The sequence below is a fragment of the Flavobacterium sp. C3NV genome (assembly GCF_046825355.2).
In the GTDB taxonomy this organism is placed as follows: Bacteria; Bacteroidota; Bacteroidia; order Flavobacteriales; family Flavobacteriaceae; genus Flavobacterium.
Map to the genome: position 1 here is coordinate 366,711 of NZ_JBKQBJ020000002.1, position 25,111 is coordinate 391,821.

General features: G+C 33.4%; 26 protein-coding genes and 1 pseudogene. 13 read left to right on the forward strand and 14 right to left on the reverse strand.

The window, feature by feature from the left end; translation table 11 throughout:
• Positions 1 to 68: 68 nt before the first annotated feature.
• The 3 genes from ACIDC4_RS04445 to ACIDC4_RS04455 all read left to right on the forward strand — a co-directional run bounded on the left by ACIDC4_RS04445 (position 69) and on the right by ACIDC4_RS04455 (position 3,332).
• Positions 69 to 1,202 (forward strand): formylglycine-generating enzyme family protein, encoded by a 1,134-nt coding sequence (locus ACIDC4_RS04445; RefSeq protein ID WP_412041917.1) that lies wholly within the window; start codon positions 69 to 71, stop codon positions 1,200 to 1,202.
• A 262-nt stretch (positions 1,203 to 1,464) separates the two neighbouring features.
• Positions 1,465 to 2,742 carry a peptidase T gene (gene pepT / locus ACIDC4_RS04450; protein ID WP_412041918.1) on the forward strand — a complete coding sequence of 426 codons (1,278 nt, stop codon included), beginning with the start codon at positions 1,465 to 1,467 and terminating at the stop codon, positions 2,740 to 2,742.
• 2 nt (positions 2,743 to 2,744) lie between these two features.
• Positions 2,745 to 3,332, forward strand: a complete 588-nt coding sequence (locus ACIDC4_RS04455; RefSeq protein ID WP_412041919.1) for a YdeI/OmpD-associated family protein — start codon at positions 2,745 to 2,747, stop codon at positions 3,330 to 3,332.
• A gap of 263 nt (positions 3,333 to 3,595) precedes the next feature.
• Here the strand turns inward: ACIDC4_RS04455 and yajC are convergent, their stop codons facing one another.
• The 3 genes from yajC to ACIDC4_RS04470 form a co-directional block, all read right to left on the reverse strand.
• The gene (gene yajC, locus ACIDC4_RS04460; RefSeq protein WP_412041920.1) at positions 3,596 to 3,868 is read right to left on the reverse strand and encodes a preprotein translocase subunit YajC; all 273 of its coding nucleotides are present in this window, start codon (positions 3,866 to 3,868) and stop codon (positions 3,596 to 3,598) included.
• 89 nt (positions 3,869 to 3,957) lie between these two features.
• On the reverse strand, positions 3,958 to 4,869 hold the full coding sequence (gene nusB, locus ACIDC4_RS04465) for a transcription antitermination factor NusB (RefSeq protein WP_412041921.1): 912 nt from the start codon (positions 4,867 to 4,869) through the stop codon (positions 3,958 to 3,960).
• Positions 4,870 to 5,218: 349 nt separating this feature from the next.
• Positions 5,219 to 6,328 (reverse strand): Glu/Leu/Phe/Val family dehydrogenase, encoded by a 1,110-nt coding sequence (locus ACIDC4_RS04470; protein WP_305038385.1) that lies wholly within the window; start codon positions 6,326 to 6,328, stop codon positions 5,219 to 5,221.
• A gap of 204 nt (positions 6,329 to 6,532) precedes the next feature.
• On the opposite strand from ACIDC4_RS04470, the gene ACIDC4_RS04475 reads away from it, so the two are divergent.
• The 4 genes from ACIDC4_RS04475 to ACIDC4_RS04490 all read left to right on the forward strand — a co-directional run bounded on the left by ACIDC4_RS04475 (position 6,533) and on the right by ACIDC4_RS04490 (position 10,289).
• A complete protein-coding gene (locus ACIDC4_RS04475; protein ID WP_412041922.1) occupies positions 6,533 to 8,311 on the forward strand; it encodes an ABC transporter ATP-binding protein in 1,779 nt (592 codons plus the stop codon).
• A gap of 68 nt (positions 8,312 to 8,379) precedes the next feature.
• The gene (locus ACIDC4_RS04480; protein WP_017495419.1) at positions 8,380 to 8,748 is read left to right on the forward strand and encodes a PUR family DNA/RNA-binding protein; all 369 of its coding nucleotides are present in this window, start codon (positions 8,380 to 8,382) and stop codon (positions 8,746 to 8,748) included.
• Between the two features lie 152 nt (positions 8,749 to 8,900).
• Positions 8,901 to 9,725, forward strand: a complete 825-nt coding sequence (locus tag ACIDC4_RS04485; RefSeq protein WP_412041923.1) for an alpha/beta hydrolase — start codon at positions 8,901 to 8,903, stop codon at positions 9,723 to 9,725.
• Positions 9,726 to 9,746: 21 nt separating this feature from the next.
• Entirely contained in the window at positions 9,747 to 10,289 is a 543-nt protein-coding gene (locus tag ACIDC4_RS04490) for an RBBP9/YdeN family alpha/beta hydrolase (protein ID WP_412041924.1), read from the forward strand.
• Positions 10,290 to 10,448: 159 nt separating this feature from the next.
• On the opposite strand, the gene ACIDC4_RS04495 is transcribed toward ACIDC4_RS04490, so the two are convergent.
• Positions 10,449 to 10,784: a tRNA-binding protein gene (locus ACIDC4_RS04495; RefSeq protein WP_271335413.1), complete on the reverse strand. Its 336-nt coding sequence runs from the start codon at positions 10,782 to 10,784 to the stop codon at positions 10,449 to 10,451.
• Between the two features lie 138 nt (positions 10,785 to 10,922).
• On the opposite strand from ACIDC4_RS04495, the gene ACIDC4_RS04500 reads away from it, so the two are divergent.
• From ACIDC4_RS04500 to ACIDC4_RS04510, 3 genes are all read left to right on the forward strand, one after another.
• Positions 10,923 to 11,816, forward strand: a complete 894-nt coding sequence (locus ACIDC4_RS04500) for an alpha/beta fold hydrolase (protein WP_412041925.1) — start codon at positions 10,923 to 10,925, stop codon at positions 11,814 to 11,816.
• 127 nt (positions 11,817 to 11,943) lie between these two features.
• Entirely contained in the window at positions 11,944 to 12,498 is a 555-nt protein-coding gene (locus ACIDC4_RS04505; protein WP_412041926.1) for a thioredoxin family protein, read from the forward strand.
• Positions 12,499 to 12,929: 431 nt separating this feature from the next.
• Positions 12,930 to 13,325: a GreA/GreB family elongation factor gene (locus ACIDC4_RS04510; protein ID WP_230036320.1), complete on the forward strand. Its 396-nt coding sequence runs from the start codon at positions 12,930 to 12,932 to the stop codon at positions 13,323 to 13,325.
• A gap of 114 nt (positions 13,326 to 13,439) precedes the next feature.
• On the opposite strand, the gene ACIDC4_RS04515 is transcribed toward ACIDC4_RS04510, so the two are convergent.
• From ACIDC4_RS04515 to ACIDC4_RS04560, 10 genes and pseudogenes are all read right to left on the reverse strand, one after another.
• Positions 13,440 to 13,754 (reverse strand): cytochrome c, encoded by a 315-nt coding sequence (locus tag ACIDC4_RS04515; protein ID WP_412041927.1) that lies wholly within the window; start codon positions 13,752 to 13,754, stop codon positions 13,440 to 13,442.
• A 96-nt stretch (positions 13,755 to 13,850) separates the two neighbouring features.
• On the reverse strand, positions 13,851 to 14,783 hold the full coding sequence (locus ACIDC4_RS04520; protein ID WP_083694978.1) for a peptidylprolyl isomerase: 933 nt from the start codon (positions 14,781 to 14,783) through the stop codon (positions 13,851 to 13,853).
• Positions 14,784 to 14,842: 59 nt separating this feature from the next.
• On the reverse strand, positions 14,843 to 15,979 hold the full coding sequence (locus ACIDC4_RS04525) for an MFS transporter (protein WP_246860220.1): 1,137 nt from the start codon (positions 15,977 to 15,979) through the stop codon (positions 14,843 to 14,845).
• Between the two features lie 142 nt (positions 15,980 to 16,121).
• The gene (locus ACIDC4_RS04530) at positions 16,122 to 16,472 is read right to left on the reverse strand and encodes a cupin domain-containing protein (RefSeq protein WP_412041928.1); all 351 of its coding nucleotides are present in this window, start codon (positions 16,470 to 16,472) and stop codon (positions 16,122 to 16,124) included.
• Positions 16,473 to 16,521: 49 nt separating this feature from the next.
• Positions 16,522 to 17,385, reverse strand: a complete 864-nt coding sequence (locus ACIDC4_RS04535) for a sugar phosphate isomerase/epimerase family protein (RefSeq protein ID WP_412041929.1) — start codon at positions 17,383 to 17,385, stop codon at positions 16,522 to 16,524.
• A 46-nt stretch (positions 17,386 to 17,431) separates the two neighbouring features.
• Positions 17,432 to 17,968 (reverse strand): NADPH-dependent FMN reductase, encoded by a 537-nt coding sequence (locus tag ACIDC4_RS04540; protein WP_412041930.1) that lies wholly within the window; start codon positions 17,966 to 17,968, stop codon positions 17,432 to 17,434.
• 6 nt (positions 17,969 to 17,974) lie between these two features.
• Positions 17,975 to 18,892, reverse strand: coding sequence for an archaemetzincin (locus tag ACIDC4_RS04545; RefSeq protein ID WP_412041931.1), 918 nt, complete (start codon positions 18,890 to 18,892; stop codon positions 17,975 to 17,977).
• Positions 18,893 to 18,924: 32 nt separating this feature from the next.
• A pseudogene (locus tag ACIDC4_RS04550) lies at positions 18,925 to 19,110 on the reverse strand (IS200/IS605 family transposase); the annotation flags it as partial.
• Positions 19,111 to 19,328: 218 nt separating this feature from the next.
• The gene (locus ACIDC4_RS04555; RefSeq protein ID WP_412041932.1) at positions 19,329 to 19,784 is read right to left on the reverse strand and encodes a nuclear transport factor 2 family protein; all 456 of its coding nucleotides are present in this window, start codon (positions 19,782 to 19,784) and stop codon (positions 19,329 to 19,331) included.
• A 112-nt stretch (positions 19,785 to 19,896) separates the two neighbouring features.
• The gene (locus ACIDC4_RS04560) at positions 19,897 to 20,229 is read right to left on the reverse strand and encodes a hypothetical protein (RefSeq protein ID WP_412041933.1); all 333 of its coding nucleotides are present in this window, start codon (positions 20,227 to 20,229) and stop codon (positions 19,897 to 19,899) included.
• Positions 20,230 to 20,487: 258 nt separating this feature from the next.
• Here ACIDC4_RS04560 and trmD point away from each other — a divergent pair, with 258 nt between their 5' ends.
• The 3 genes from trmD (at position 20,488) to ACIDC4_RS04575 (ending at position 24,829) form a co-directional block, all read left to right on the forward strand.
• Positions 20,488 to 21,162: a tRNA (guanosine(37)-N1)-methyltransferase TrmD gene (gene trmD, locus ACIDC4_RS04565; RefSeq protein WP_412041934.1), complete on the forward strand. Its 675-nt coding sequence runs from the start codon at positions 20,488 to 20,490 to the stop codon at positions 21,160 to 21,162.
• A 271-nt stretch (positions 21,163 to 21,433) separates the two neighbouring features.
• Positions 21,434 to 21,784 carry a 50S ribosomal protein L19 gene (rplS, locus tag ACIDC4_RS04570; RefSeq protein WP_412041935.1) on the forward strand — a complete coding sequence of 117 codons (351 nt, stop codon included), beginning with the start codon at positions 21,434 to 21,436 and terminating at the stop codon, positions 21,782 to 21,784.
• A gap of 822 nt (positions 21,785 to 22,606) precedes the next feature.
• Positions 22,607 to 24,829 (forward strand): NADP-dependent isocitrate dehydrogenase, encoded by a 2,223-nt coding sequence (locus ACIDC4_RS04575; protein WP_412041936.1) that lies wholly within the window; start codon positions 22,607 to 22,609, stop codon positions 24,827 to 24,829.
• Positions 24,830 to 25,111 lie beyond the last annotated feature (282 nt).

Genomic DNA, 25,111 nt, shown 5'->3' on the forward strand with positions numbered 1-25,111 from the left:
CAACTATGATTTAGGTTATTTTTTTAACTTTATACCCTATTATACAGACCACCACAAAATCAACTATAATGAAAAACAAAACTTATTGGATTTTAGCAATTCTTACCATCTCAATCATTTCAATTGCTTATGGCTACACTAAAATTATTGTTCCAAAACAAAAATTGGCTGCAATGGATTGTGCAGAAACTCCAAATACTTCTGATGCATCTTTATTTAAACCCACCATCGAAAATAAAAACAAACCTCCCTTAAATAAAGCTCCAAAAGGTATGGTCTGGATTCCCGGCGGAGAATTCTCTATGGGCAGCAATGTCGAAGACGAAAGTTTATGCAGTATAAAAGGCGTTACAAAAGATGCCGCTCCCATACATCAGGTATATGTAGACGGTTTCTATATGGATCAAACCGAAGTAACCAACGATCAATTTGAAGCTTTTGTAAAAGCTACAGGCTATGTAACTTTAGCCGAGATAAAACCTACTCACGAAGAATATCCTGATGCACCATTAGAAAATTTAGTGGCCGGATCTGCCGTGTTTACTCCTACACCTGCTAAGGTAAATCTGGGTAATTATATGCAATGGTGGTCTTATGTTCAGGGAGCAGACTGGAGACATCCTGAAGGTGCCGGAAGTTCTATAAAAGGGAGAGGTAATTATCCTGTGGTTCAAATTTCGTACGATGATGCTGCCGCTTATGCAAAATGGGCAGGTAAAAGATTACCAAGTGAAGCCGAATGGGAATTTGCTGCACGCGGCGGAAAATCAGGACAACTATATTCTTGGGGAAATACTTTAAAACCAAAAGGAAAATTTCAGGCTAATATATACCAAGGACAGTTTCCTATAGAAAAAGGTGATACAGGAGAAGATGGTTATATTGGCATTGCTCCTACAGCTCAATTTGAACCAAATCCTTATGGCCTTTATGACATTGGAGGAAATGTATGGGAATGGACGAACGACTGGTATACCGCAGATTATTATGATGTTTTAAAACAAAGTGGCAAAGTAGCCAAAAATCCTCAAGGGCCAGAATCATCATACGATCCGGGAGAACCAAATTTACCTAAAAAAGTTCAGCGTGGAGGATCCTTTTTATGTACCGATCAATATTGCACCCGTTATATGGTAGGCACCAGAGGAAAAGGTGATTATAAATCACCAGCAAACCATATTGGTTTTAGATGTGTGCAATAATTTTTAAAAAAAAGTCGCCACTACCCGACCGAAGGGAACAAGCGAAGTAATTTGACGAATTTTTACGAACTAATTTAAATATAAATCCAATTTCACCAATAAGATTCGTGAAATTGGATTTTTAAGTTTTAAACAAACAGTTAAAATTAGTGCTAATTCGTGAAATTCGTGTCAAACATTTTTCAACTCGTTTTTTCATTTTTCATAATTTAGAGCTTCACAACGCCTGATTATTTGCTTATATTTGCTAAAAATTAAACAAATGCAACATATTATAGATCGTTTTATCAGTTACGTAACTATTGATACTGAGTCAGACCCAAATTCAAATACCACTCCAAGTACAGAAAAACAATGGAATCTTGCCAATAAATTAGTCGAAGAACTAAAAACAATTGGTCTTGCAGATGTTACCATAGATGACAAAGCTTATATCATGGCAACTTTGCCCAGTAATGTAGAGCATGAAGTACCCACGATTGGTTTTGTTTCGCATTTTGATACTTCTCCTGATTTTAGCGGAGCTAACGTAAAACCTCAAATTATAGAGAATTACGATGGAAAAGATATCGTCTTAAACGCTGAAAAAAACATTGTTTTATCTCCAAATTACTTTAAAGATTTATTACAATATAAAGGACAAACGATCATCACTACTGACGGAACTACTTTGTTAGGTGCCGATGATAAAGCCGGAATTACCGAGATTGTTTCGGCAATGGAATACTTAATTCAGCATCCTGAAATTAAACACGGAAAAATCAGAATTGGTTTTACGCCTGATGAAGAAATTGGTCGTGGTGCTCACCATTTTGATGTAGAGAAATTTGGCGCACAATGGGCTTACACAATGGACGGAAGCCAGATTGGTGAATTAGAATATGAAAATTTTAATGCGGCTGGAGCCAAAATTACTTTCAAAGGAAAAAGCGTTCACCCGGGTTATGCCAAAGGAAAAATGATCAATTCGATGTTGATTGCAAATGATTTCATCAACGAACTTCCTAAAGGAGAAACTCCTCAGGAAACCAAAGGTTACGAAGGATTTTTTCACGTTCACCACATAACCGGAAGCATCGAAGAAACGGTTTTAGAATTGATTATTCGTGACCACAACAAGTTGAAATTCGAAAAACGAAAAGATCTGATTGGAAAAATTGCCAAGAAAATCAATAAAAAATTCGCTAAACAATTTGGTGAAGATATTGTAACTGCCGAAGTAAAAGATCAGTATTACAATATGAAAGAAAAAGTATTGCCAGTAAAACATATTGTTGACATTGCCGAAAAAGCAATGAGAGAATTGGGTATCAAACCGATCATTAAACCTATTCGTGGCGGAACTGATGGATCGCAATTATCGTTTATGGGATTACCTTGCCCGAATATATTTGCGGGTGGTCATAACTTTCACGGAAAATACGAATATGTTCCTGCCGAAAGCATCCAGAAAGCAACTGATGTAATTGTAAAAATTGCCGAATTAACTGCAATTCCAGGCGCTTTTGATGTAACCGAAAAACCTAAAAGAAAAAGATAAATTTGGAACCCACTTCCGATAAAAAGCATGTTTGGGACAAAGTCAATCAATGGGAAGAAGAATTACTTTTCCTGAAATCAATTATTGACAAAACCGAACTGGTTGAAACCATAAAATGGGGCGGCCCGGTTTATGTTTTCAATAAAAAAAATGTTGTCGGAATTGGAGGTTTTAAAGAGTATTTTACGATCTGGTTTTTTAATGGCGTTTTTCTAAAAGATGAGAAAAAGAAACTCATCAACGCTCAGGAAGACAAGACAAAATCTTTACGTCAATGGCGATTTACTTCAAAAGAAGAAGTCAATGAAAAAGAAGTTTTAGCATATATCTTAGAAGCGATAGAAAACGAAAAGCAGGGAAAAATTATAAAACCTTCAAAAAAAGAAACTATTGTTTCTGAGTTGCTCCAAAAAGAAATGGATTCGAATCCATCTTTAGCAGAAGCATTTCAAAAATTCAGCCCTTACAAACAGCATGAATTTTTAGAATATATCGAAAGTGCTAAACAAGAGAAAACTAAGCTTTCGAGAATCGAGAAAGTGATTCCTATGATATTAGGAAATATTGGGTTGAATGATAAATACAGATGATTTAAATTCCAATATTTAAAATTCCAATATTTAAAATTCCAAATTCCAATTGTAAATATAAACCTTTGTCAAAGTTTACTTCGCAATCTTGTCCTCCTGACGGAGGAAGGATCACACAAGGAACTCCGCAAATATTGTCGACGAACGTTGTCGAGCTTCTAGTGTGATCCTTCGACTTCGCTCAGGATGACAATAAAAAAATCCCAAACTCCAATCGTAAAATTGGAATTTGGGATTTTTTATTGGAATCTCTAAAAAAAGTATTAAGCTTTTTTCAAAGCAGCACTCATTTCCATAGAAATAGCTGAACGCTCAATTTTTAATTTTCCAGACATTGTTTCAATCACTGCGCTTGTTTCAGCAAGTTCAACAATTTTACCGTGAAAACCACTTTTTGTAATTATTTTATCACCTACTTTCAGGCTGCTTTCAAATTCTTTTTCGTTTTTTGCTCTTTTTTGTTGTGGTCTGATCATGAAGAAATACAACACTACAAACATTAGTAAATAAGGAGCAAATTTCATTAAATCTTGCATAGTATTCAGTTTTTATTTTTGTTATTAATATTTATGTTTTTTTGGCTCGTCGTCTTCGCTGAGAGTGAAAAATTGAAATTTAATTCATTTTACATCAAACCACGTCCAACTTTAACCATCTTTTTATTAGCAGTAAGCTCTTTAACAAGATTATCTAAAATTCCGTTGATAAAAATACTACTTTTTGGTGTAGAATACTCTTTTGCAATTTCTAAATATTCGTTAAGAGTTACTTTTACTGGAATCGAAGGAAATTTTAAAAACTCACAAATTGCCATTTTCAAAATAATAGTATCTATTTCAGCGATTCTTTCACTGTCCCAGTTTGGTGTTTTATCGTCGTATTCTTTTGCAAGAATAGATTCGTTTAAAACTGTTCTTCTAAACAAATCTTTAGCAAAATCTTTATCTTCAACATCTTTATACAATTTTGGCACTCTAAAATCGTCAGGATCCTGAGTTTTAATTGCTTTTAATTGTTTAACGATATGTGTATTTACAACCGGAATATCATCAACCCAGGTTAATTTATCATCTTCTAAATACTCATATAATTTTTCGTTAGGAACAATTACATCAGCAAATAAATCGATTACAAATTGTCTGTCTTCCTCAAAAGTATTGGTTGTCGTGCTCATGTATTTTGCATACAAATCACTTGATTTAATATCATTTAAAAGTAAAATAATATAATCATCATTCAACGACCAGTTGTTGATTTTACGATTTTCTAAAGCAATACTCAAAGAGTTGCTTTCGGCAAGAAGTTGGAAAATTTTGTTATTGATGAACTTTTCGTTCGGATTACGTTCTGCAGCAGTTGCAAGATGTTTTTTGCTTGAAAGATGTAAAAAAACAGATTCTTTTTTGCAAATTTCAATCAATGAAGAAAGCATTATAAGATATAAATCCTGAATATTATCGATACTGTAAAAAAGAAACTTCTCTTCTTTTTCCAGATTATCAGAACCGCTTTGATGCATTGCATAAATGGATTGCATTACTTTAACGCGTATGTGTCTTCTATTTACCACCTTGTAAGAACATTTAAAAATTAGTCTGCAAAAATAAGTATTTAAGACCTGATATTAAAATTATTTCGTAAAAAAGTCACAGTTTTAAGTCGCAGTTTTCACTATTATTCAAAATGCGTAAGAAAGTCGCAGTTTTCAGTCTCAGTTTTCAGTGATTTAGGAACCTCATAAAAAAGTCTCAGTCTTCAGTCACAGTTTTCAGTATTGTAGAAACTTCCTGAAAAGTCGCAGTTTTCATTCGCAGTTTTTACCTATAAAAAAAAGTCTCAGTTTCCAGATAAACTGAAAACTGAGACTGAGACTGTATACTAAAATATTACTTTTTAGCAGCGTTTTCAATTTTTCTCAAATCGATACGATTTTGAGCAATTGTAAGTGCAGCTTTATGAGTTGTCATTCCGTTTTTCACAGCATAATCGATAATTTCTAAAGTAGTGTTATAGATATTTTCGGTTTTTGTCATGATTTCGGCTTTACCGTAGTGCTCTAATTCAGCATAAACATTGATGATTCCACCAGCGTTGATTAGGAAATCAGGTGCATATAAAATACCTCTTTCCTGTAATCTTGCTCCGTGAATATTTTCATCAGCTAACTGATTGTTGGCAGCACCAGCAATAACTTTAGCTTTGATTTTATTTACGGTATCATTATTAATAGTTGCTCCCATTGCACATGGCGCATAAATATCAACATCAGCAGCATATAAATCTTCTCCTGTAAATATTGTTGCGTTATATTTTTGAGCTACTTCGTATAATTTTTCTTCGTTGATATCAGCAATAGTAACGATTGCTCCTTCTTTAGTCAAATACTCTACTAAAGCTTCACCAACGTGACCAATTCCCTGAACCAAAACTTTTTTACCATCTAAAACATCAGTACCAAACTGACTTTTAGCAGCAGCTTTCATTCCTAAATAAACACCATAAGCTGTTATTGGAGACGGATTTCCTGAACCACCTCTTTCTTCAGATATCCCTGTAACATAAGGCGTTACATCTCTTACAGTGTCCATATCTTTAGTTTCCATTCCAACATCTTCTGCTGTAATATATCTTCCGCCCAAAGAGTGTACAAACTCTCCAAACTTGCGCATTAATTCTGGCGTTTTTTGCGTTTTAGCATCCCCAATAATTACTGCTTTACCTCCACCAATGTTCAATCCTGTGATGGCAGATTTATATGTCATACCTCTTGAAAGACGCAAAACATCGTTTAATGCTTCCCATTCGGTATTATAGTTCCACATTCTGGTCCCTCCTAAAGCTGGCCCCATAACTGAATTATGAATACCAATAATTGCTTTTAAACCCGTATCTTTGTCATTGCAAAAAACAATTTGTTCGTGATCATCAAAAGATAGTTGACCAAAAACAGGATCCATTTTTTGAAGTTCCTTTCCAGTTGCGAAAGTTGCATCCATAGCGCTAGTATTTTATTAGTTAAAATTATGAATTTGTCAAAAAGACTTCTCAAATTTATATAAAAAATACACTTGTGCTAATTTTTTATCTTTAAAATAACAATATAACAATCGTTTTGTTTTGATTAAATTGTACTTTCCGTTAATTTTAATTCATAAAAATTTACAAAATCAACACAAATCAACATTGAATATCATAAAAAAATGAAAGAATTAAGCTATTTAAACAAATATTTCATAAAATATAAATATAGTTTCTCTTTAGGAATTTTAATCACTATAATCGCACAAATATTCTCTTTATTCACTCCTAAGCTTATTAGTAAGTCTTTGAATGCTATCGAAAAGTTTGATAAACTGCCAGAAGCTGATCAGACATCGCAAGTAATTATTGATTCTTATCGCGATGGCTTAATCCATAACGTACTGCTAATCATAGCCACTACAATTGTTGCGGGTTTCCTGACTTTTTTAATGCGCCAGACTTTAATCGTAATGTCGCGCCATATCGAGTTTGATTTAAAAAATGAGGTTTTCAGACAATACGAGAATCTTTCGCAAAATTTTTACAAACAAAATCGTACGGGAGATTTAATGAATCGTATTAGCGAAGATGTTTCAAAAGTGCGTATGTATGTTGGTCCGGCCGTAATGTATACCATCAATACCTTTATACGTTTTGCCATCGTTATTATATATATGTATAATGTTTCGCCATTATTGACCTTATATACTATTTTACCATTGCCGATTCTTTCGTATTGCATTTTTAAATTAAGTTCTGAAATCAATAAACGAAGCACTACTTTTCAGCAATATTTATCGAAAGTTTCAAGTTTCTCTCAGGAAATTTTTTCGGGAATCAGAGTTATCAAAGCAAATTCGCTAGAAAACCAACACCAGAATAATATGGTGGCTCTTGCCGATGAAAGCAAAAAGAAGAGTCTGGATTTAGCCAAAGTGCAATCGCTATTTGGCCCTTTAATGATTGCCTTAATCGGGATCAGTAATTTGGTGGTGATTTATTTTGGAGGTGTTATGTACATCAACGGAACGATCCCTAACATTGGTACAATCGCTGAGTTTATTTTATACGTAAATATGTTGACCTGGCCCGTTGCTTCTTTAGGATGGGTTTCATCGATGGTTCAGGAAGCAGAAGCTTCTCAGAAACGCTTGAATGAGTTTTTGAAATTGGAACCGGAAATTAAAAACAAAAACGAAAATTCATCAGACATTCAAGGTTCTATTGCTTTTGAAAATGTAAGTTATAAGTATGAAGACACGAATATCGAAGCGTTGAAAAATGTAACATTCACAGTAAAAAAAGGAGAAACACTGGCTATTTTAGGAAAAACAGGTTCCGGAAAATCGACTATTTTATCCTTGATTTCCCGTTTGTATGATGTTACGGAAGGAAAAATTACAATTGATGAGAATGAAATCAGTACTTTGAACTTAAATGACCTGAGAAATAATATCGGAATTGTGCCTCAAGATGCTTTTCTATTCTCGGACACCATTAAAAACAATATAAAATTTGGTAATCAAAACGCTACAGACGAAGAAGTAATCGAAGCTGCCAAAAATGCTGTAGTTCACGATAATATTGCTGCTTTCAACAAACAATACGATACTATTTTAGGAGAAAGAGGTATCACACTTTCGGGCGGACAAAAGCAGCGTGTATCTATAGCACGTGCGATTATAAAAAATCCTGCCATATTGCTTTTTGATGATTGTTTATCGGCCGTAGACACCGAAACAGAAGAAACAATTTTGAATAATTTATTCGAAATCTGTAAAGATAAAACTACAATAATTGTAAGCCATAGAGTATCCTCAGCAAAGAATGCAGATAAGATAATCATTTTAGAAGACGGAAGGATCATTCAACAAGGCTCTCATAATCAATTAATAAATCAGGAAGGATATTATGCATCGTTATATTTAAAACAACTTTCGGAAAAAGAATTACTTTAAATGTTGCGTAATAGATAATTTTTTATGATTTTTGAGTACTATTAATTCCAAAAATGATAGAACGTATTATGAGAGAAAATGACATGTTAGAAAAAGAAGAGATTTTTTCTAAAGTATTACGAGCAGGAAGAAGAACTTATTTCTTTGATGTGAGAGCTACTAAAGCTGATGATTATTATATCACTATTACCGAAAGCAAAAAATTTACCGAAGAAGACGGTTCTTTTCATTTTAAAAAACACAAAATCTACTTGTACAAAGAGGATTTTAGTGCTTTCGCCGAAATACTAGAAGAAATGACTTCATATGTCTTGAACCACAAAGGCGAAGAAGTAATTTCTGAGAGACACCAAAAAGATTTTAAGAAAGAATATGGTTCTGATAAACCTGAGGGACAAAGAACCAGTTTTACCGATATTGATTTTGACGATATTTAGTCGAAAATAACTTTTCAAAAAGTACAAGTCCAATATGTTCTGCATTTTGGACTTTTTTTATATATTAATTTATTATTTTAGACTTTAGATTTTTAGATTTTAGACTTTCAAACTGACTAAAAACTCAACAACAACAATTCAATATTTTTAAAATGAAAAAATTAACGCTTTTACTTACTTTCTTCTTTATCTATACGACTTCTTTCTCACAGAAATTAGAATACGAAACCAAATCAAACATTCAATATTACAACGCAGCAACCAATAAATCTGACAGTTATATTAATGAAAGGTGTGTTTTGGATATTTATTATCCTAAAAACACTAAAAATTTCGCAACAATTGTCTGGTTTCACGGAGGAGGATTAACCGGCGGAAGCAAAGAACTTCCTGAAGCTTTAAAAAATAAAGGCTTTGCTATTATTGGTGTAAATTATAGATTATCACCAAAAGCAAAAGCGGCAAAAGCCATTGATGATGCGGCAGCGGCGGTTGCCTGGGCATTTAATAATATTGCCAATTATGGTGGAGATACTTCTTTAATTTTTGTTTCAGGACATTCTGCAGGTGGTTATCTGGCTTCGATGATTGGTTTAAACAAAGAATATTTAAAGAAAGAAGGAATCGATGCTAATAAAATTGCAGGATTAATTCCGTTTAGCGGTCAATGCATTACTCATTTTGAAATTAGAAGAGAAAACGGAATTCCGGAAACTACTCCAACGATAGATGCTTATGCACCTTTATTCTTTGTTCGTGCTGATGCTCCTCCACTTTTACTTATTACCGGAGATCGCGAATTAGAAATGTTAGGCCGATACGAAGAAAACGCTTATATGGCAAGAATGATGAAACTCGTTGGGCATAAACAAACCAAACTTTACGAGCTCGACGGTTACGGACACGGAATGACGGAACCTGCTTTTCCTTTACTTGTAAACGAAGTCAACCGAATTATAAAAGAAAAGAAAAAATAATCACTAAATAAATCCACGGCAATGGAACCACAATTATTAATATTACCCGGACTAGGAAATTCCGGCGAAAAACACTGGCAGACCTTTTGGCATAAAAAATTTGAAAACTCAATACGTTTAGTACAAGACAATTGGGACGAACCCATTCGCGAAGAATGGCTCGAAAGATTGAATGAAGAAGTTTCTAAACTCGAAAAACCAACGATTCTTGTAGCACATAGCTTAGCTGTTTCATTAGTATTGCATTGGGCTGCCTCAAATTCAAATAAAAACATTGTTGGTGCTTTATTAGTAGCGCCTGCCGATGTTGATTCACCTCAGCACACTCCTGACATTATTCGTAATTTTTCGCCAATGCCTATTTATAAATTACCTTTTCCTTCTATTCTTGTAGCAAGTGAAAATGATCCCTACGCTTCTTTCGAAAGAAAACAATATTTCGCAACGCAATGGGGAAGTGAATTTGTAAACGTTGGACAAAAAGGACACATCAACTCTGATTCTGATTTAAAATACTGGGAAGAAGGACAATTGATATTACAGCAATTGATAAAGAAAATTTAGTTTTCAGTCTCAGTTTTGAGCAGAAATTAACCGCAAAGTTCGCAAGGTTTTTTATCGTAAAGCATTTTATAAAAACGCAAAAGTTCGCAAAGCTTTGTATAAAACTTTGCGAACTTTTCCGGTTCAGACTGAAAACTGAGACCGAGACTGAAAACTAATCTACCCAATCCTAAGACCGTTTTCTATTTTAAAATCGGGAGCTAATAAAATAACGTCTCCTTCCTCGCCTACAGCGCCAAGAACCAGGCACTCACTCATAAATTTGCCTATTTGTTTTCTTGGGAAGTTTACAACTGCTACAATTTGTCTGTTTACTAAATCTTCTTTTTGATAGCGTTTGGTAATTTGTGCCGATGATTTTCGGATGCCAATTTCAGCACCAAAATCGATTGTGAGCTGATAGGCGGGTTTTCTTGCTTCAGGAAAATCATTTACTTCTATAATGGTTCCGACACGCATATCGGTTCTTTCAAATTCGTTCCACGTTAAATCCATTTTTATTTTTGGGTATTGTTGAATTACAAACCTATTAATTTTGTAACTATTAGTACTAATTCTATAACCTGTTTTTTTACTCTAGCATCTAAATTTACGAATCAAATTATTATGCTAACTCTAAAAAAATATACAGAAATGGAAAACACCCTCTTAAATGCTGACCACTCTTTAAAAGATTTTGATTTTGATATTCAGGAACTAAATACAGATAAATATATAAAAACTGCAAAAAACGTTAACTTATATGTAAAGGATTATGGAAAAGGAAAACCAGTAATTTTAATTCACGGCTGGCCTCTTTCTAATGAAATGTGGGAATACCAGATCGATTTTTTAGTGCAAAACAATTACAGGGTTATTGCTTATGATCGTAGGGGTTTTGGTAAATCGTCTCAACCTTACGATGGTTATGATTATGATACTTTGACTGATGATTTGAAAGAAATTATTGAGCAGCTTAAATTAGAAAACGCAACTCTCGTGGGTTTCTCAATGGGCGGCGGTGAAGTGGTTCGTTATTTTAGCCGTTACGGCGGAAAAGGAGTTACAAAAGCAGCTTTAATCTCTTCGGTAGTTCCGTTTTTATTACAAACAAGTGATAATCCTGATGGGCATCCAAAAGAAAAAAGCGAAACTACAGCAAATGCCATCAAAGAAGACAGAATTGGATTTGTAGATAATTTTGGCAAAACTTTTTTCGGAATCAATATTATCAATAAACCTTTAAGCACGCCATTATTAGAATATTACAGAACATTGTGTTCTTTTGCTTCTCCTCGTGCAACTCTAAAATGTGCTGAATCTTTTTCATATACTGATTTTAGAGAAGAATTGGATTTCATAAAAGTTCCTACTTTAATTATTCACGGCGATGATGACAAAATTGTTCCTATCGAACTTACATCAAAAAAAGCAGCCAAAGCCATTAGAGAAAATACTTATATTGTTTATGAAGGCGCACCACACGGATTATTCTATACAGATAAAGACAAATTAAATAATGATTTACTGAACTTTTTGAATTCATAAATCAATACTATTAGTAAGGAATATCCAAAGAACTTTTTTAAAATCTTCTTTGGATATTTTTTTGTTCTTGTCTTCTTTCTTTTACAGAATATTAAGGTTATTTTTGAATAACTAATTTTGTATAAAAATGGCACGCACTCCTTCGAATATGTTACCTCTTGGAACAATTGCTCCGGGCTTTAAACTAAAAGACACTAATTCTAATAATACATATTCATTTGAAGATTTAAAAGGCTCAAAAGGAACGTTAGTCGTTTTTATTTGCAATCATTGTCCGTTTGTACTTCATGTTATTAACGAAATCGTGATGATTGCCAATGATTATCGCGTTCAGGGACTTGGTGTTGTTGCCATTTCCAGTAATGATGTCGAAAAATACCCTCAGGATTCGCCGGAATTAATGACTGAGTTTGCTTTTCAGAACAAAATAGATTTCCCTTATTTATATGATGAAAGCCAGGAAGTTGCCAAAGCTTTTGATGCTGCATGCACTCCTGATTTCTATTTATTTGATGATCAGGACAAATTGTTTTACCGTGGCCAGCTGGATGATTCAAGGCCCGGAAACGGAATCCCTTTAAGCGGAACGGACCTTCGAAGCGCTATTGATGCTCTCATTTACAACAGAAGTTTAAAAGAGCCACAAAAGCCAAGTATTGGGTGTAATATCAAATGGAAATAAACAATTATAGCTATTTCAAAAAGTTTACCTATCTTTGCAGATCAAATTAATTATTCTCATTGTGAGCACTATAAATATATCTACGGCCTTAACATTGTTGTTTTCTCTTACGAGAAAGCCGCTTACTGCTGTATTTATTAGTCATAGTAAGGCCTTTATTAATTAGGCCTCCGTCTATTTCAAATTTCTTCTTTCAGGCGGAGGATTTATACCACGATTTAATCATTTATTTTATTTGAAAGAGTAAATACTCTCTCAAATAATTTTTTGGTTCTTTCAATCAAAAATTTCCAAAACATACATTATTTCAAAATTTCGATTTGCATTACGCATTTTGAAATAGAAATTATGCATTTATCAGCCTGTAAAAAGAAATTAAACAAAACGTTGACATTCAAAATAAATTAATAATAATAAAATAAAACATAGTTATGAAACCAACACCCACTTTCTGTAAAACAGATTATCATTTTTTAAGAGAATTGATATCAAAAAGTAAAAACTCAACAAATGCTAAAGAAGCGAATCAGCTTTCGCAAGAATTAGACCGAGCGGTAATTAGTAAAGAAAGCGAACTGGACAACTCGATTATAAGAATCAATTCTTATGTCACGATCGAAGATGTAAAAGCAAAGAAACAAATGAAAATTCAGATCGTTTTGCCTTCATATGCAGATTTAAAACAAAGCAAAATTTCGATACTCGCACCTTTAAGTGTTGCTATTATTGGATTTAAAGAAAATGATGAAGTCGATTGGGAACTACCTGCCGGAATAAAAACACTAAAAATAGTTGCAGTTAATAATATAGCTGAAGAAAACTCTTAATTTTTTTAAACACCTCACTCGTGAAGGTGTTTTTTTATTTTCTATTTTAAATAAAAAAAACTATCCAATAAATAATTTACTGAATAGTTTTATGAATCTAAGATTAAAGACTTCTTACAATTGAGAAGTGAAATAATTTGAAATTGAAGCCATCTGAGTATCATCTAACTTCGCTTTTTTCTGCATCCTTGTTAAAATTGGTTTCCACTCTTCCTGAGTAAATTTCTTTGCGTCATACAATTTATGACATCTCGCACAACTGTTTTCATACAAGTTTTTACCTGCTTCTAACTCTGGAGCCAATGCTACGGTTTTTGTCGTATCGAATACCGGCACAGGTTCTGTTGTTGCAACCGAAGCCGTTTTTTGAGTTCCGCATGAAACTAAAAGCAACACTACAGCAGCAAGGATTAAAATTTTTGATTTCATTGTTTTTCTATATTTTTGAGTAAATATAAAAAAATCCCATACGCCGGAGCCTATGGGATAATTATTTAAAACAATACTAAATTGTATTTCGTTTTCTTATTTTACTTCCATTAATTCAACGTCAAAAATCAAAGTTGCGTGTGGCGGGATAACTCCTCCTGCACCTGCAGCACCGTAAGCTAAATCAGACGGGATTACGAAACGAGCTTTGTCACCTACTTGTAATAAAGCAATACCTTCGTCCCATCCTTCGATAACTTGTCCCTGACCTAATCTAAATTCGATTGGTTTTTTACGTGGGTAAGATGAATCAAAAACTTTTCCGTTTTCTAAAGATCCTTCGTAATGAACTGCAACAGTTTTACCCGCTTCAGCTTTTTTACCTTCACCTTTATTAATCATTTTATAACGTAAACCACTTTCTGTTTTATCAAAACCAGCAGCCAATTGCTCCATTTTTGCTTCAGATTCTGCTTTTAAAGCTGCATCTCTTTTTAGACGAGCACCTTTTAAACCTACAAAAGCTTCAATAGCATTAAATTTTTCAGCTTCTTCTCCAACTCTAATGATCTCAACACTTTCTAAAGCATCACCTTGAGCTACAGCATCAACGATATCCTGACCTTCGATTACGTGACCAAAAACAGTGTGTTTTCCGTCTAACCAAGAAGTTGGTACGTGAGTGATATAAAACTGAGAACCATTACTTGCAGGTCCTGAATTTGCCATTGCCAAAACTCCCGGGCGATCGTGTTTTAAACTTGGGTGAAATTCATCATCAAATTTATATCCAGGATCACCAGTTCCAGTTCCTTTTGGGCATCCACCCTGAATCATGAAATCAGGAATTACTCTGTGAAAAGTTAATCCGTCATAGAACTTTTGTCCTTGAGGTTTTACTTTATTTTCCATATTTCCTTCTGCAAGAGCTACAAAATTCCCTACAGTTCCCGGTGTTAAGTCGTGAGTTAGTTTTACTAAAATCGAACCTTTACTAGTGTTGAATTTAGCGTATATTCCGTTTTCCATGTTGTTATTTTTAATTTAAATGCAAATTTACAAATTAATTTTATATCAATTTGTGCTTTCTATTTTTTAGACTTTGATTTATAAGTAAGACCGTAAACTGTAAATGCTAAAGCTGATAAACCAACACACCCAATAGTTACGGCATGCCATCCGCCCAATTTCCATAATAATAATCCGTAAGCTGATCCGGCTGCTGTTCCTAAAAAGCTAAAGGACATAAATACAGTGTTTAATCTGTTTCTGGCTTCGGGAAGCAATGAATATACTCTGGTTTGGTTTGAGATATGAACTCCCTGAATTCCTATGTCGATAAAAACGATTCCAATTGCGATTCCGATCACACTTTCTATTGAAAAATAAAATACCAAAAAGCTAATTAAAATCAATAAACAACCGTAACCAACAGCCACTCTCGAACCTCCTTTATCTCCCATTTTCCCCACTAAAGGCGCCGCTAAAGCTCCTGAAGCACCTACAATTCCGAACAAACCAATTGTAGCACTATTAAAACCAAAAGGTTCTCCTGAAAGCAATAAAACCATTGTAGTCCAGAATGCCCCAAACTGAGCAAAGCTAAACACATTAATCATCGTGGCTTCACGCAAAACAGGCTCTGTTTTTATAAGTGTAAAAAGAGATTTAATAAGCTGGCCGTAAGTTCCCTGAAACTGAGGTTTGTTGACCGGGAATTTATTCTGAATTACAAAAAAGATCAAAAGACAAATTCCGGATGCGATATAAAACATCGATCTCCAGCCCAAAACCTGACCAATAAATCCGCTTAAAGTTCTTGATAATAATATCCCTACAAGTAATCCGCTCATGATGGTTCCTACAACTTTACCTCGTTGTTCAGGCGCACTTAATGACGCAGCCAAAGGCAAAATAAGTTGTGGTACGATCGAAGTGATTCCGATTAACAAAGAAGCTACTTGCAACAGAAAGAAACTTTTTGCCGTTGCAGCAAGAATTAAAGCAATTACCGAGGCAAAAGTAGTAATCAGGATTTGCTTTTTTCGTTCCAGTTTATCACCCAACGGAACCATAAAAAACAATCCGATAGCGTAACCGGCCTGAGTTAGATACGTTATTGTTCCCGCGCTGGCTTCAGGAATTTTAAATTCGTTGGCAATTAATACAATTAAGGGTTGGCAGTAATACAGATTTGCAACTATAAGTCCAGTGCAAGCTGCCATAAATAAGACATTCGTTTTGGATAAATTCATTTTGCAAAAATACCAATCTAATCTTTATCACAACTTTAAAAAATCTATAAATTTTTCAAATCCTGAAAGAAACCAGAAGATTATTCCCGTGAAAATATTGATTCCTAAAACCTTATGACTGCATAAAATCTTCACGAATTGGGCTAAAAACATCTGTTAAAAGTCCGCTTTCTAAACAAACTACACCATGAATTGCATGAGGCGGAATATAAAAACTATCGCCTTCTTTTAAGGTTTGCGTAACTCCATTGATTGTTACATCAAATTTTCCGCTGGAAACATAAGTAACCTGAGTATGATAATGTTCGTGTAAAGTACCAACTCCGCCTTTTTCGAAATGAACATTTACCAGCATTACTCTGTCATCATACGCCAGGATTTTGCGTTTGATACCTTCGCCTACTACTTCCCACTCTATGTCATCTCCTTTTATAAATTCTTTACTTGTTCCGAAACTTTGCATGTCTTTCTACTTTTATTCCTACAAAAATACATTTTTAAATTATTTCAACCTAAATCAATTCTTTTAAAATAAAATCACAGCTCGTTTTAATCGCTTCAAAAGCATTTGGATTATAATTATTCTCTTGTTCTACAAAAAAATGTTTCATTCCGGATTGTTTTGCCTCTTTAAAAATAGTTTTAAAATCAATAGATCCTGAACCTATTTCTGTATTCAAAGACGGATTTACTTTATCCATATCTTTTACATGCCACAATTTAAAACGTCCCGGATTTTCTTTGAATAATTTAATTGGATCATTTCCTGAGCGAATGACCCAATATAAATCCAATTCAAAAGAAACTAAATCATGATCTGTTTCCTTCAATAAAATTTCATATCCCGTAATTTCATCCTGTTTTTGAAACTCAAAATCATGATTGTGATACGCCAGTTTTAAACCTGCAGCTGCGCACATTTTTCCGGCTTCGTTTAAACGAGCAGCAATCTTATGAAAATCATTTCTATAAGGTTCATCAACCCAGGGAACGGTTAAATATTCGTTTTTTAAAATCCGAGCAGCTTCAATCGCAGCTTTAACTTCTTCCAAATTTCCATCATATAAAAAGCTTCCTAAATTATAATGTCCGCTTGGAGCTTTTAAATTATTTGTATCTAAGATTTTTTTAAACTCAATTGGAGTCAATCCCCAAAACTGATCTTTTATAGAAAAACCATACGTTTCGACTGTTTTATATCCCGCTTTTGCGACTTTCTCTAAAGTTGATTTTACATCTTTTGGAAGTTCGTCACGCAAGGTGTATAACTGCAAACCTATTTCTTTTTTATCCATAGTAAAAGCTAATGATGGTAAAGCCAAAACTGTTGCTGTAGCCAGGCTTGTGTTTATTATAAAGTTTCTTCTTGTGATCATTTTTGTTTAAAAAGATGAAAAGTAAAACTAATCAATTAATTGATTGTTAAGATACTGAAAATTGATTTTCGTAATGAATGATAAAATTTTGCAGCTTATCACTGGTTTCTACATTTGTAATTTCTCCCTTTTCATTAATTTTTCCCCGAATACCAGCTATTAATAATTGAGTATCCTCTTTTAGGTTAGCTTCCAGCGTTTTCATTATTAAAATCAGTTGCTCGTGTCCCATTTCTCCAGAAGCCGAAGCGGTAATTAAACCTGTCTTTTTACCTGAAAAAATAGTAGTAGAAACACACCATTCTAATGCATTTTTCAAACTTCCCGGCAAACTGAAAACATATTCCGGAGTACAAATGATAACTCCATCAGCTTTTTCTATTTTATTTCTAAAAGAAACAACCTCTTCAGGCAGATTTTCAGTGTCTAAATCCGGATTGAAATGAGGAAGTTTATCTATATTTTCGAATATTTCAACCTCAAATGAATCTTTAATTTCTTCTGAAATATATTTCAAAATTTTGTAATTGCTTGAATTCTTTCGCGTGCTGCCTGTTATGGCAAATATTTTTATTTTTTTCATTTCTATTTATCGAATAACTTCAAGATCTTTTTTCATTAAATCAAATTCGTCTTTTAAGTTATTCTTTTTAAAGTATTTTTCTAAATCAGTTAATCTCTTTTCATTATCATATGCTATACAGGAATTCAGTTTTCTTTGACAAACAGAACATAACCTGATCGAATGCCTGTCGGTTTCCTCCATACTATTGGTACCATTCATGACACAATTTGCATTGATACAATGATGTAGACCAAACATATGCCCTATTTCATGCGAGCTTATTTTAAGTAATCGAGATAAACACAAATCAAAATTTTCAGAAGTTAATTCGCCATCCTGCAATCTGTAAATTGAACTTACGCCAACTTTATCGCGATACGAAGCCAGACCAAAAACATAATTCCATTCTGGTTTAGGGTACAAATCAAGTTCTGAAAGTCCCATTAAAGCAATCCTGTTTAAAGGTTTTTCTTCTTTTAAAACATCATTCAAAAGATAACCGGCCAATAACTGTTCATGGCCATAATTCATCCTTCTGGCAGAATTTGGCACTACATCATTCGAAATTGGATCTAAAGTTTTGGTTTTTAATTGAAAGTAAATTTCTAAATATTCATTGAGAAGCTGAATTTGTTTCTTTTGCAAAGCAGTAAAATTCCCGATAGGCCGAATGTAAATAATATTTGCATCGTTTGTTGGAACAATATGTTTAGACTTGAAATATTGCTCAAAAGTTTGTCCTTTCTCTTTACGGGTATACAACCAATCTCCATAACCAGGTTCACCCAATTTAACGTCATTATTTTTGATTTGTTTAAAATATGACGCTTCCTCAGGAATTTCTTTTGAAGTATCATTTAAAGTCTGTTTTCGGGTTTCTTTTACTTTTTCTTTGTTACAGGAACAGAATATTATCAGAAGGAAGAGGATTATTTTTTTCATTTGCTTTTTAGACTATTTTTAAAAAACCAATTTTAGATTAATTCCTTAAAAATAAACTTTTCATCAAAATCTACCTCAAATTTTTCAAGAAAGTCAATATATTCTTCTCTAAAAGTTTTCTTTTTATGCTGTACTTCCTGATTCTCTATATAATTAATTACAGCATTTAATTGTGATTTGCTATATGAAAAAGCTCCATAACCTTCCTGCCACTCAAAATAAATTATACCTTAAACACAATCCCTTTGCGATCTTAGAGCAAAGCGTAATTCACAAAACTTAGCGTACTTTGCGTAATTCTTGGTGACTTTACGGTAAAATTTTCTTTGTCGAGTTACTTATGGGCTTCGACTTCGCTCAGCCGGACAAGATTGCGTTAAAAAAGCTTAACTTAATGACATTGCCTGTAGGAACTATACAACATTACAATTTTAATCTACTCCTCACCTTCCTCAAAATTATCGAAATAAGTAAAATCTTTGGTAATTAATCCGTTTTCAATTGTAAATATTGTACAAATAGGCAACTCGAATTTTGAATTATCCGGCGCCGTTCCTGTCGAAACAAATTCTACAATGATATGTTTTTCTCCCGAAGGATAAATTTGAACTACTTTATCCTGTAGATCAGGAAATATTTTATTCAATTCTGCGTATTTATTTTGTATTTGTTGGCGTGTTTGCTTTACAATTCCCTGCCCTAAAGAAGGATCTTTAAAATCAGCTGTTTCAGTATACATTTCTGCCATCTTTTTCCAGTCATGATTATTAAAATACTCAAAATATTGTTTTACTAATTTCTCGTTTTCTGAAACATCCATAGGTTTTGATTGGTTTTGATTATTGCAGGAAATAACCAGAATGACTACAATAAGAATGATCACTTTTTTCATAACTTCTTTTTAAATCACTATAAATCAACTTACAATGATTTAAATATATAAAAAAAAATAGAGATTGCAATAACAAAACTGCAATCTCTAAGATAAATAAATTTGTAAATAATTAGTTTACAGCCAGTTCCTGAGGCGTGTGCTGCTGTTTATCCTTTTTATACGAATAAATTTTTCCTTCCTTATTTACATATATATAAGTATAGTTCCAGTAATTTGGACCCGCTATTCTTGAACCTTCGTCATTATTTACGTTCGCATAAATTTGTTCTCCATAAATAAGAATTTCACCTTGTTCAGCATTATCAATGCTGCGTATTGGCGTTCCCCAACTCTTTATTAGATTTTTTTTAGTCTGACCGACCCATTGTTCACCGGCATTTTTTGAAGACGAACAGGACTGTAAAATGAAAATTGCAAGTAACAGAAGTATTTTTCTTATCATAATAATTATTTTTAAGTAAATGATTTACAGTATAATATTAGACGAAAAGGGGCATTATAAAATTACATAAAAACACTTACAAGTTACATAATTCATACATATTTAATTGTTTAACAAATTGTTAAGTCCTAAATTATTATATTCTCAATTAATGATCATTATTTTAATTACTTATTAAGAATTCTCATTTTCCTTATCTCTAAAATTCCAAAAATTAACTTTGTATCTTTGTCGCCTAGAACTATTTTAAGAGAAAAAATGCGAATTGACATTATAACGATTTTGCCTGAATTATTAAGAAGTCCGTTTGAGGCTTCGATTATGAAACGTGCCATAGACAAAGGTTTGGTCGAAGTACACTTTCATAATTTGCGTGACTATACTACGAACAAACAAAAAAGTGTCGATGATTATCCTTTTGGAGGAGGCGCCGGAATGGTCATGACAGTTCAGCCAATTGATGCTTGTATAACACATTTAAAAAGCGAACGTGAATATGACGAAATCATATATATGTCTCCCGACGGTGAAACGCTGAACCAAAAAATGGCTAATACAATGTCGATGTACGAAAACATTATCATTTTATGCGGACATTATAAAGGCGTAGATCAACGTGTACGCGATCATTTTATTACCAAAGAAATTTCGATTGGAGATTACGTTTTATCTGGAGGAGAATTAGGAGCCCTGGTTTTATCTGATGCTTTAATTCGATTAATTCCTGGTGTTTTAAGTGACGAAACATCCGCATTAACAGATAGTTTTCAGGATAATTTACTTTCAGGACCTATATATACAAGACCTGCAGATTATAAAGGATGGAAAGTTCCTGAGGTTTTAACCAGCGGTCATTTTGCCAAAATTGATAAATGGCGTGAGGATATGGCGTATGAACATACTAAGAACAGAAGACCGGATCTTCTAGAATAAATTTCAATCTTTTAAAATTACAAATTCCAAAATTTTTAAATTCCAAATTCCAAACCCCAATTGATCAGTTAGTTAATAAATTGGAATTTGGAATTTCCTGTTTTTGGAATTTTGCTTTTTTTATTGGAATTTTGTTTTTTTTTGTTGGAATTTGGAATTTTAAAAATTTGGAATTTGAATTTATTTAACTACATTTGCACCCGAATTAGACTAACCTCTGGCGAGATCCGTGAATGTTGCTCTATATAAAAAACCATAATTACAAGATATCATGGCAGATTTAATGAAATTCGTTCAAACCGAATTAGTTGCTAAAAAAGATTTCCCTGTTTTCGGAGCTGGAGATACTATCACAGTTTACTACGAAATTAAAGAGGGTGAAAAAACAAGAACTCAGTTTTTTAAAGGAGTTGTTATTCAAAGAAGAGGTTCTGGTAACACAGAAACTTTTACTATCCGTAAAATGTCTGGAGCTATTGGAGTTGAGCGTATCTTCCCAGTAAACTTACCAGCTTTACAGAAAATTGAAATCAACAAAAAAGGAGCTGTTCGTAGAGCTAGAATTTTCTACTTCAGAGAACTTACTGGTAAAAAAGCTAAGATTAGAGATAAAAGAAGATAATCATTTATCTATTTGTTATAAAAAAGCTCGTTTCATTTATTTGAAACGAGTTTTTTTTTGTGCTTTATTTTTAAAATATCCTGAATTGAATAACCTCCGATTTTTTTTGATACTGCCTAATCTTTTTCAGGAGCTAATCCAACTATTCAAAAGGATTTCCACTTCTATCGGGGCTATGTCAATCATTTTCATAAAAGCTTTTAGTTTTCTGAGATTGTGCGAAATCAATGCCATTAAGTTAAGGTATTTTAGATTGTGTTCCATCGGAACATCTCATCGGTAGAAAAAAAATGCATCGCGAGAAACATCGTTCCATTGGGACGTTTGAGAAATTTTCCAGGCAATCTGTATCTGTTTTTATCAATATTATTTTACAAAATCAAACGTTCCTACGGAACGTAAAAAAATATCATATTTATTGGACTACCAATGAAATGTTCCGACGGAACAAAACAACAAGTAAAAAACATATTAAACAATGTATCTTACATTTGTGATACGTTTGTTGCTTTTGAATCAAAAATACGACTTTTCATACAAAATCATCAAAGGTTAAGATGTTTTTTTACAACTTTAGTCTTTTCCTTTTTCGAAATGTTATGCTTTTACTTATGATTCATCAAAACTGTAATTTTTTAATACCAAAATCATCGATTTGATAATTTAAAGACCTCGAAATAACAATCTGATAATTTCGGCATTTCTCAGCAAAACTACACCGTTTTCGGACTGTTTTTATTATATTTGCTCCGCTCATTCTGAGCCGACTATACCTTTTACATTGCTGCATCCTGGCAATACGATTATAAAAAAAAAAAAAAAATGACACAGAATTCAAAAATCTATTACACCTTAACTGATGAGGCGCCATTATTAGCGACTTATTCTTTTTTACCTATTGTTCAGGCATTTACTGCTACTGCTGGTATTGCAATTGAAACTAGAGACATCTCTTTGGCAGGTAGAATTTTATCAAATTTTCCTGAAGTTTTAACAGATGCTCAAAAAACTGGAGATGCATTGGCAGAATTGGGTCAATTAGCGACACAACCTGAAGCTAACATCATCAAATTACCAAACATTTCTGCATCAGTACCTCAATTAAAAGCGGCTATTGCTGAATTACAATCTCACGGTTATAAAATCCCTGATTTTCCGGAAGATCCTCAAAACGATGCTGAAAAAGAAACTAAAGCAAAATATGCTAAAGTTTTAGGTTCTGCTGTAAACCCTGTTTTACGTGAAGGTAACTCTGATCGTAGAGCGCCAAGAGCAGTTAAGAACTTTGCAAAAGCAAATCCACACTCGATGGGTGCATGGTCTGCTGATTCAAAAACTAAAGTAGCTTCTATGCCAAACGGTGACTTTTACGGAAGTGAAAAATCACTTACTGTTGCTGAAGCTAATGATGTAAAAATCGAATTCGTAGCAAAAGACGGGACAACAACTGTTCTTAAAGCAAGTACTCCTCTTAAAGCTGGTGAAATAATAGATAGTTCTGTATTGCACTTAAAAGCTTTAAAAAGCTTTGTTGCTGATGCAATTGCTGATGCCAAAAAAGAAGGTGTTTTACTTTCTGTGCACTTAAAAGCTACCATGATGAAAGTTTCAGATCCAATTATCTTTGGCGCTATCGTCGAAGTATATTTTGCTGATCTTTTCAAAAAATATGCAACTTTATTTGCTGAATTAAACATTGATACAAGAAACGGTTTAGGTGATATCTACGCAAAAATTGCAGGAAGACCTGAACAAGCCGAAGTAGAAGCTGATATTACAAAAGCAATCGAAAACGGACCAGCTCTTGCAATGGTAAATTCTGATAAAGGAATTACAAACTTACACGTTCCGTCTGATGTTATTGTTGATGCTTCTATGCCGGCAATGATTCGTACTTCTGGACAGATGTACAATAAAGATGGTAAACAACAAGATACTCTTGCTGTTATTCCGGATCGTGCTTATTCTGGAATTTATACTGCGACTATCGATTTCTGTAAAAAACATGGTGCTTTTGATCCTAAAACAATGGGAAGTGTTCCTAACGTAGGTTTAATGGCTCAAAAAGCAGAAGAATACGGATCTCACGATAAAACTTTCCAAATAAAAGGAGACGGAGTTGTTCGCGTTGTAGACAACAAAGGAACAGTTTTAATGGAGCAAGACGTCGAAGCTAATGACATTTTCAGAATGTGTCAGGCAAAAGACGCTCCTATTCAGGACTGGGTTAAACTGGCTGTAAACAGAGCGCGTTTATCTGATACTCCTGCTGTTTTCTGGTTAGACGAAAACAGAGCGCATGACAGAGAATTGATTGCAAAAGTTCAAAAATATTTAAAAGACCACAATACAACAAATCTTGATATTCGTATTTTAAATCCAATTGCTGCTACTGAATTTACTTTAGACAGAATCATCAAAGGTTTAGATACGATCTCTGTAACAGGAAACGTTTTACGTGATTATTTAACTGACTTATTCCCAATTTTAGAATTAGGAACTTCAGCTAAAATGTTATCTATCGTTCCGTTAATGAATGGTGGTGGATTGTTCGAAACTGGCGCAGGAGGTTCTGCTCCTAAACACGTTGAACAATTTACTGAAGAAGGATATTTACGTTGGGATTCATTAGGAGAGTTTTTAGCTCTTGGAGCGTCTTTAGAGCATTTAGGACAAACTTTACACAACTCTAAAGCAATTGTTTTATCTGAAACTCTTGACGAAGCTAACGACAAATTCTTAGCAAACGACAAATCTCCTGCACGTAAAGTGGGTCAGATTGATAACCGCGGTTCTCATTTTTACCTTGCTTATTACTGGGCACAAGCATTAGCAGCTCAAAATAAAGATGCTGAATTAAAAGCGATCTTTACTCCTATTGCTGCTCAATTTGAAGCTAACGAAACTAAAATCGATGCTGAATTAATTGGTGCACAAGGAAAACCTCAAACTCTTGGTGGTTATTATCAGCCAACTCCTGAGTTAGTGAGCAAGGCAATGCGTCCTAGCGCAACTTTCAACGCAATTATTGCTGAAATAAAATAATCGAATACAAATGAGATATACAACAGTGCATCTCTACATAAATATGAAAAAGACAACTTTAAACAGTTGTCTTTTTTTTTGGAATTAAATGAAGAAACAGCTCAATATTTTCAGTTTCTATTCAGCATTAAAGAAGAAAAAGCACTTTAAAAATTTTTAAATTAGGAACAATTAAAGCGTTGAAAACCTGTAACAAAAAGAAAATATTCTTAACTAATGTTTAACAAAAGTTCTGCAATAATATTTAGTAAGAATTATTAACTATGTGATTCAAATACAAGA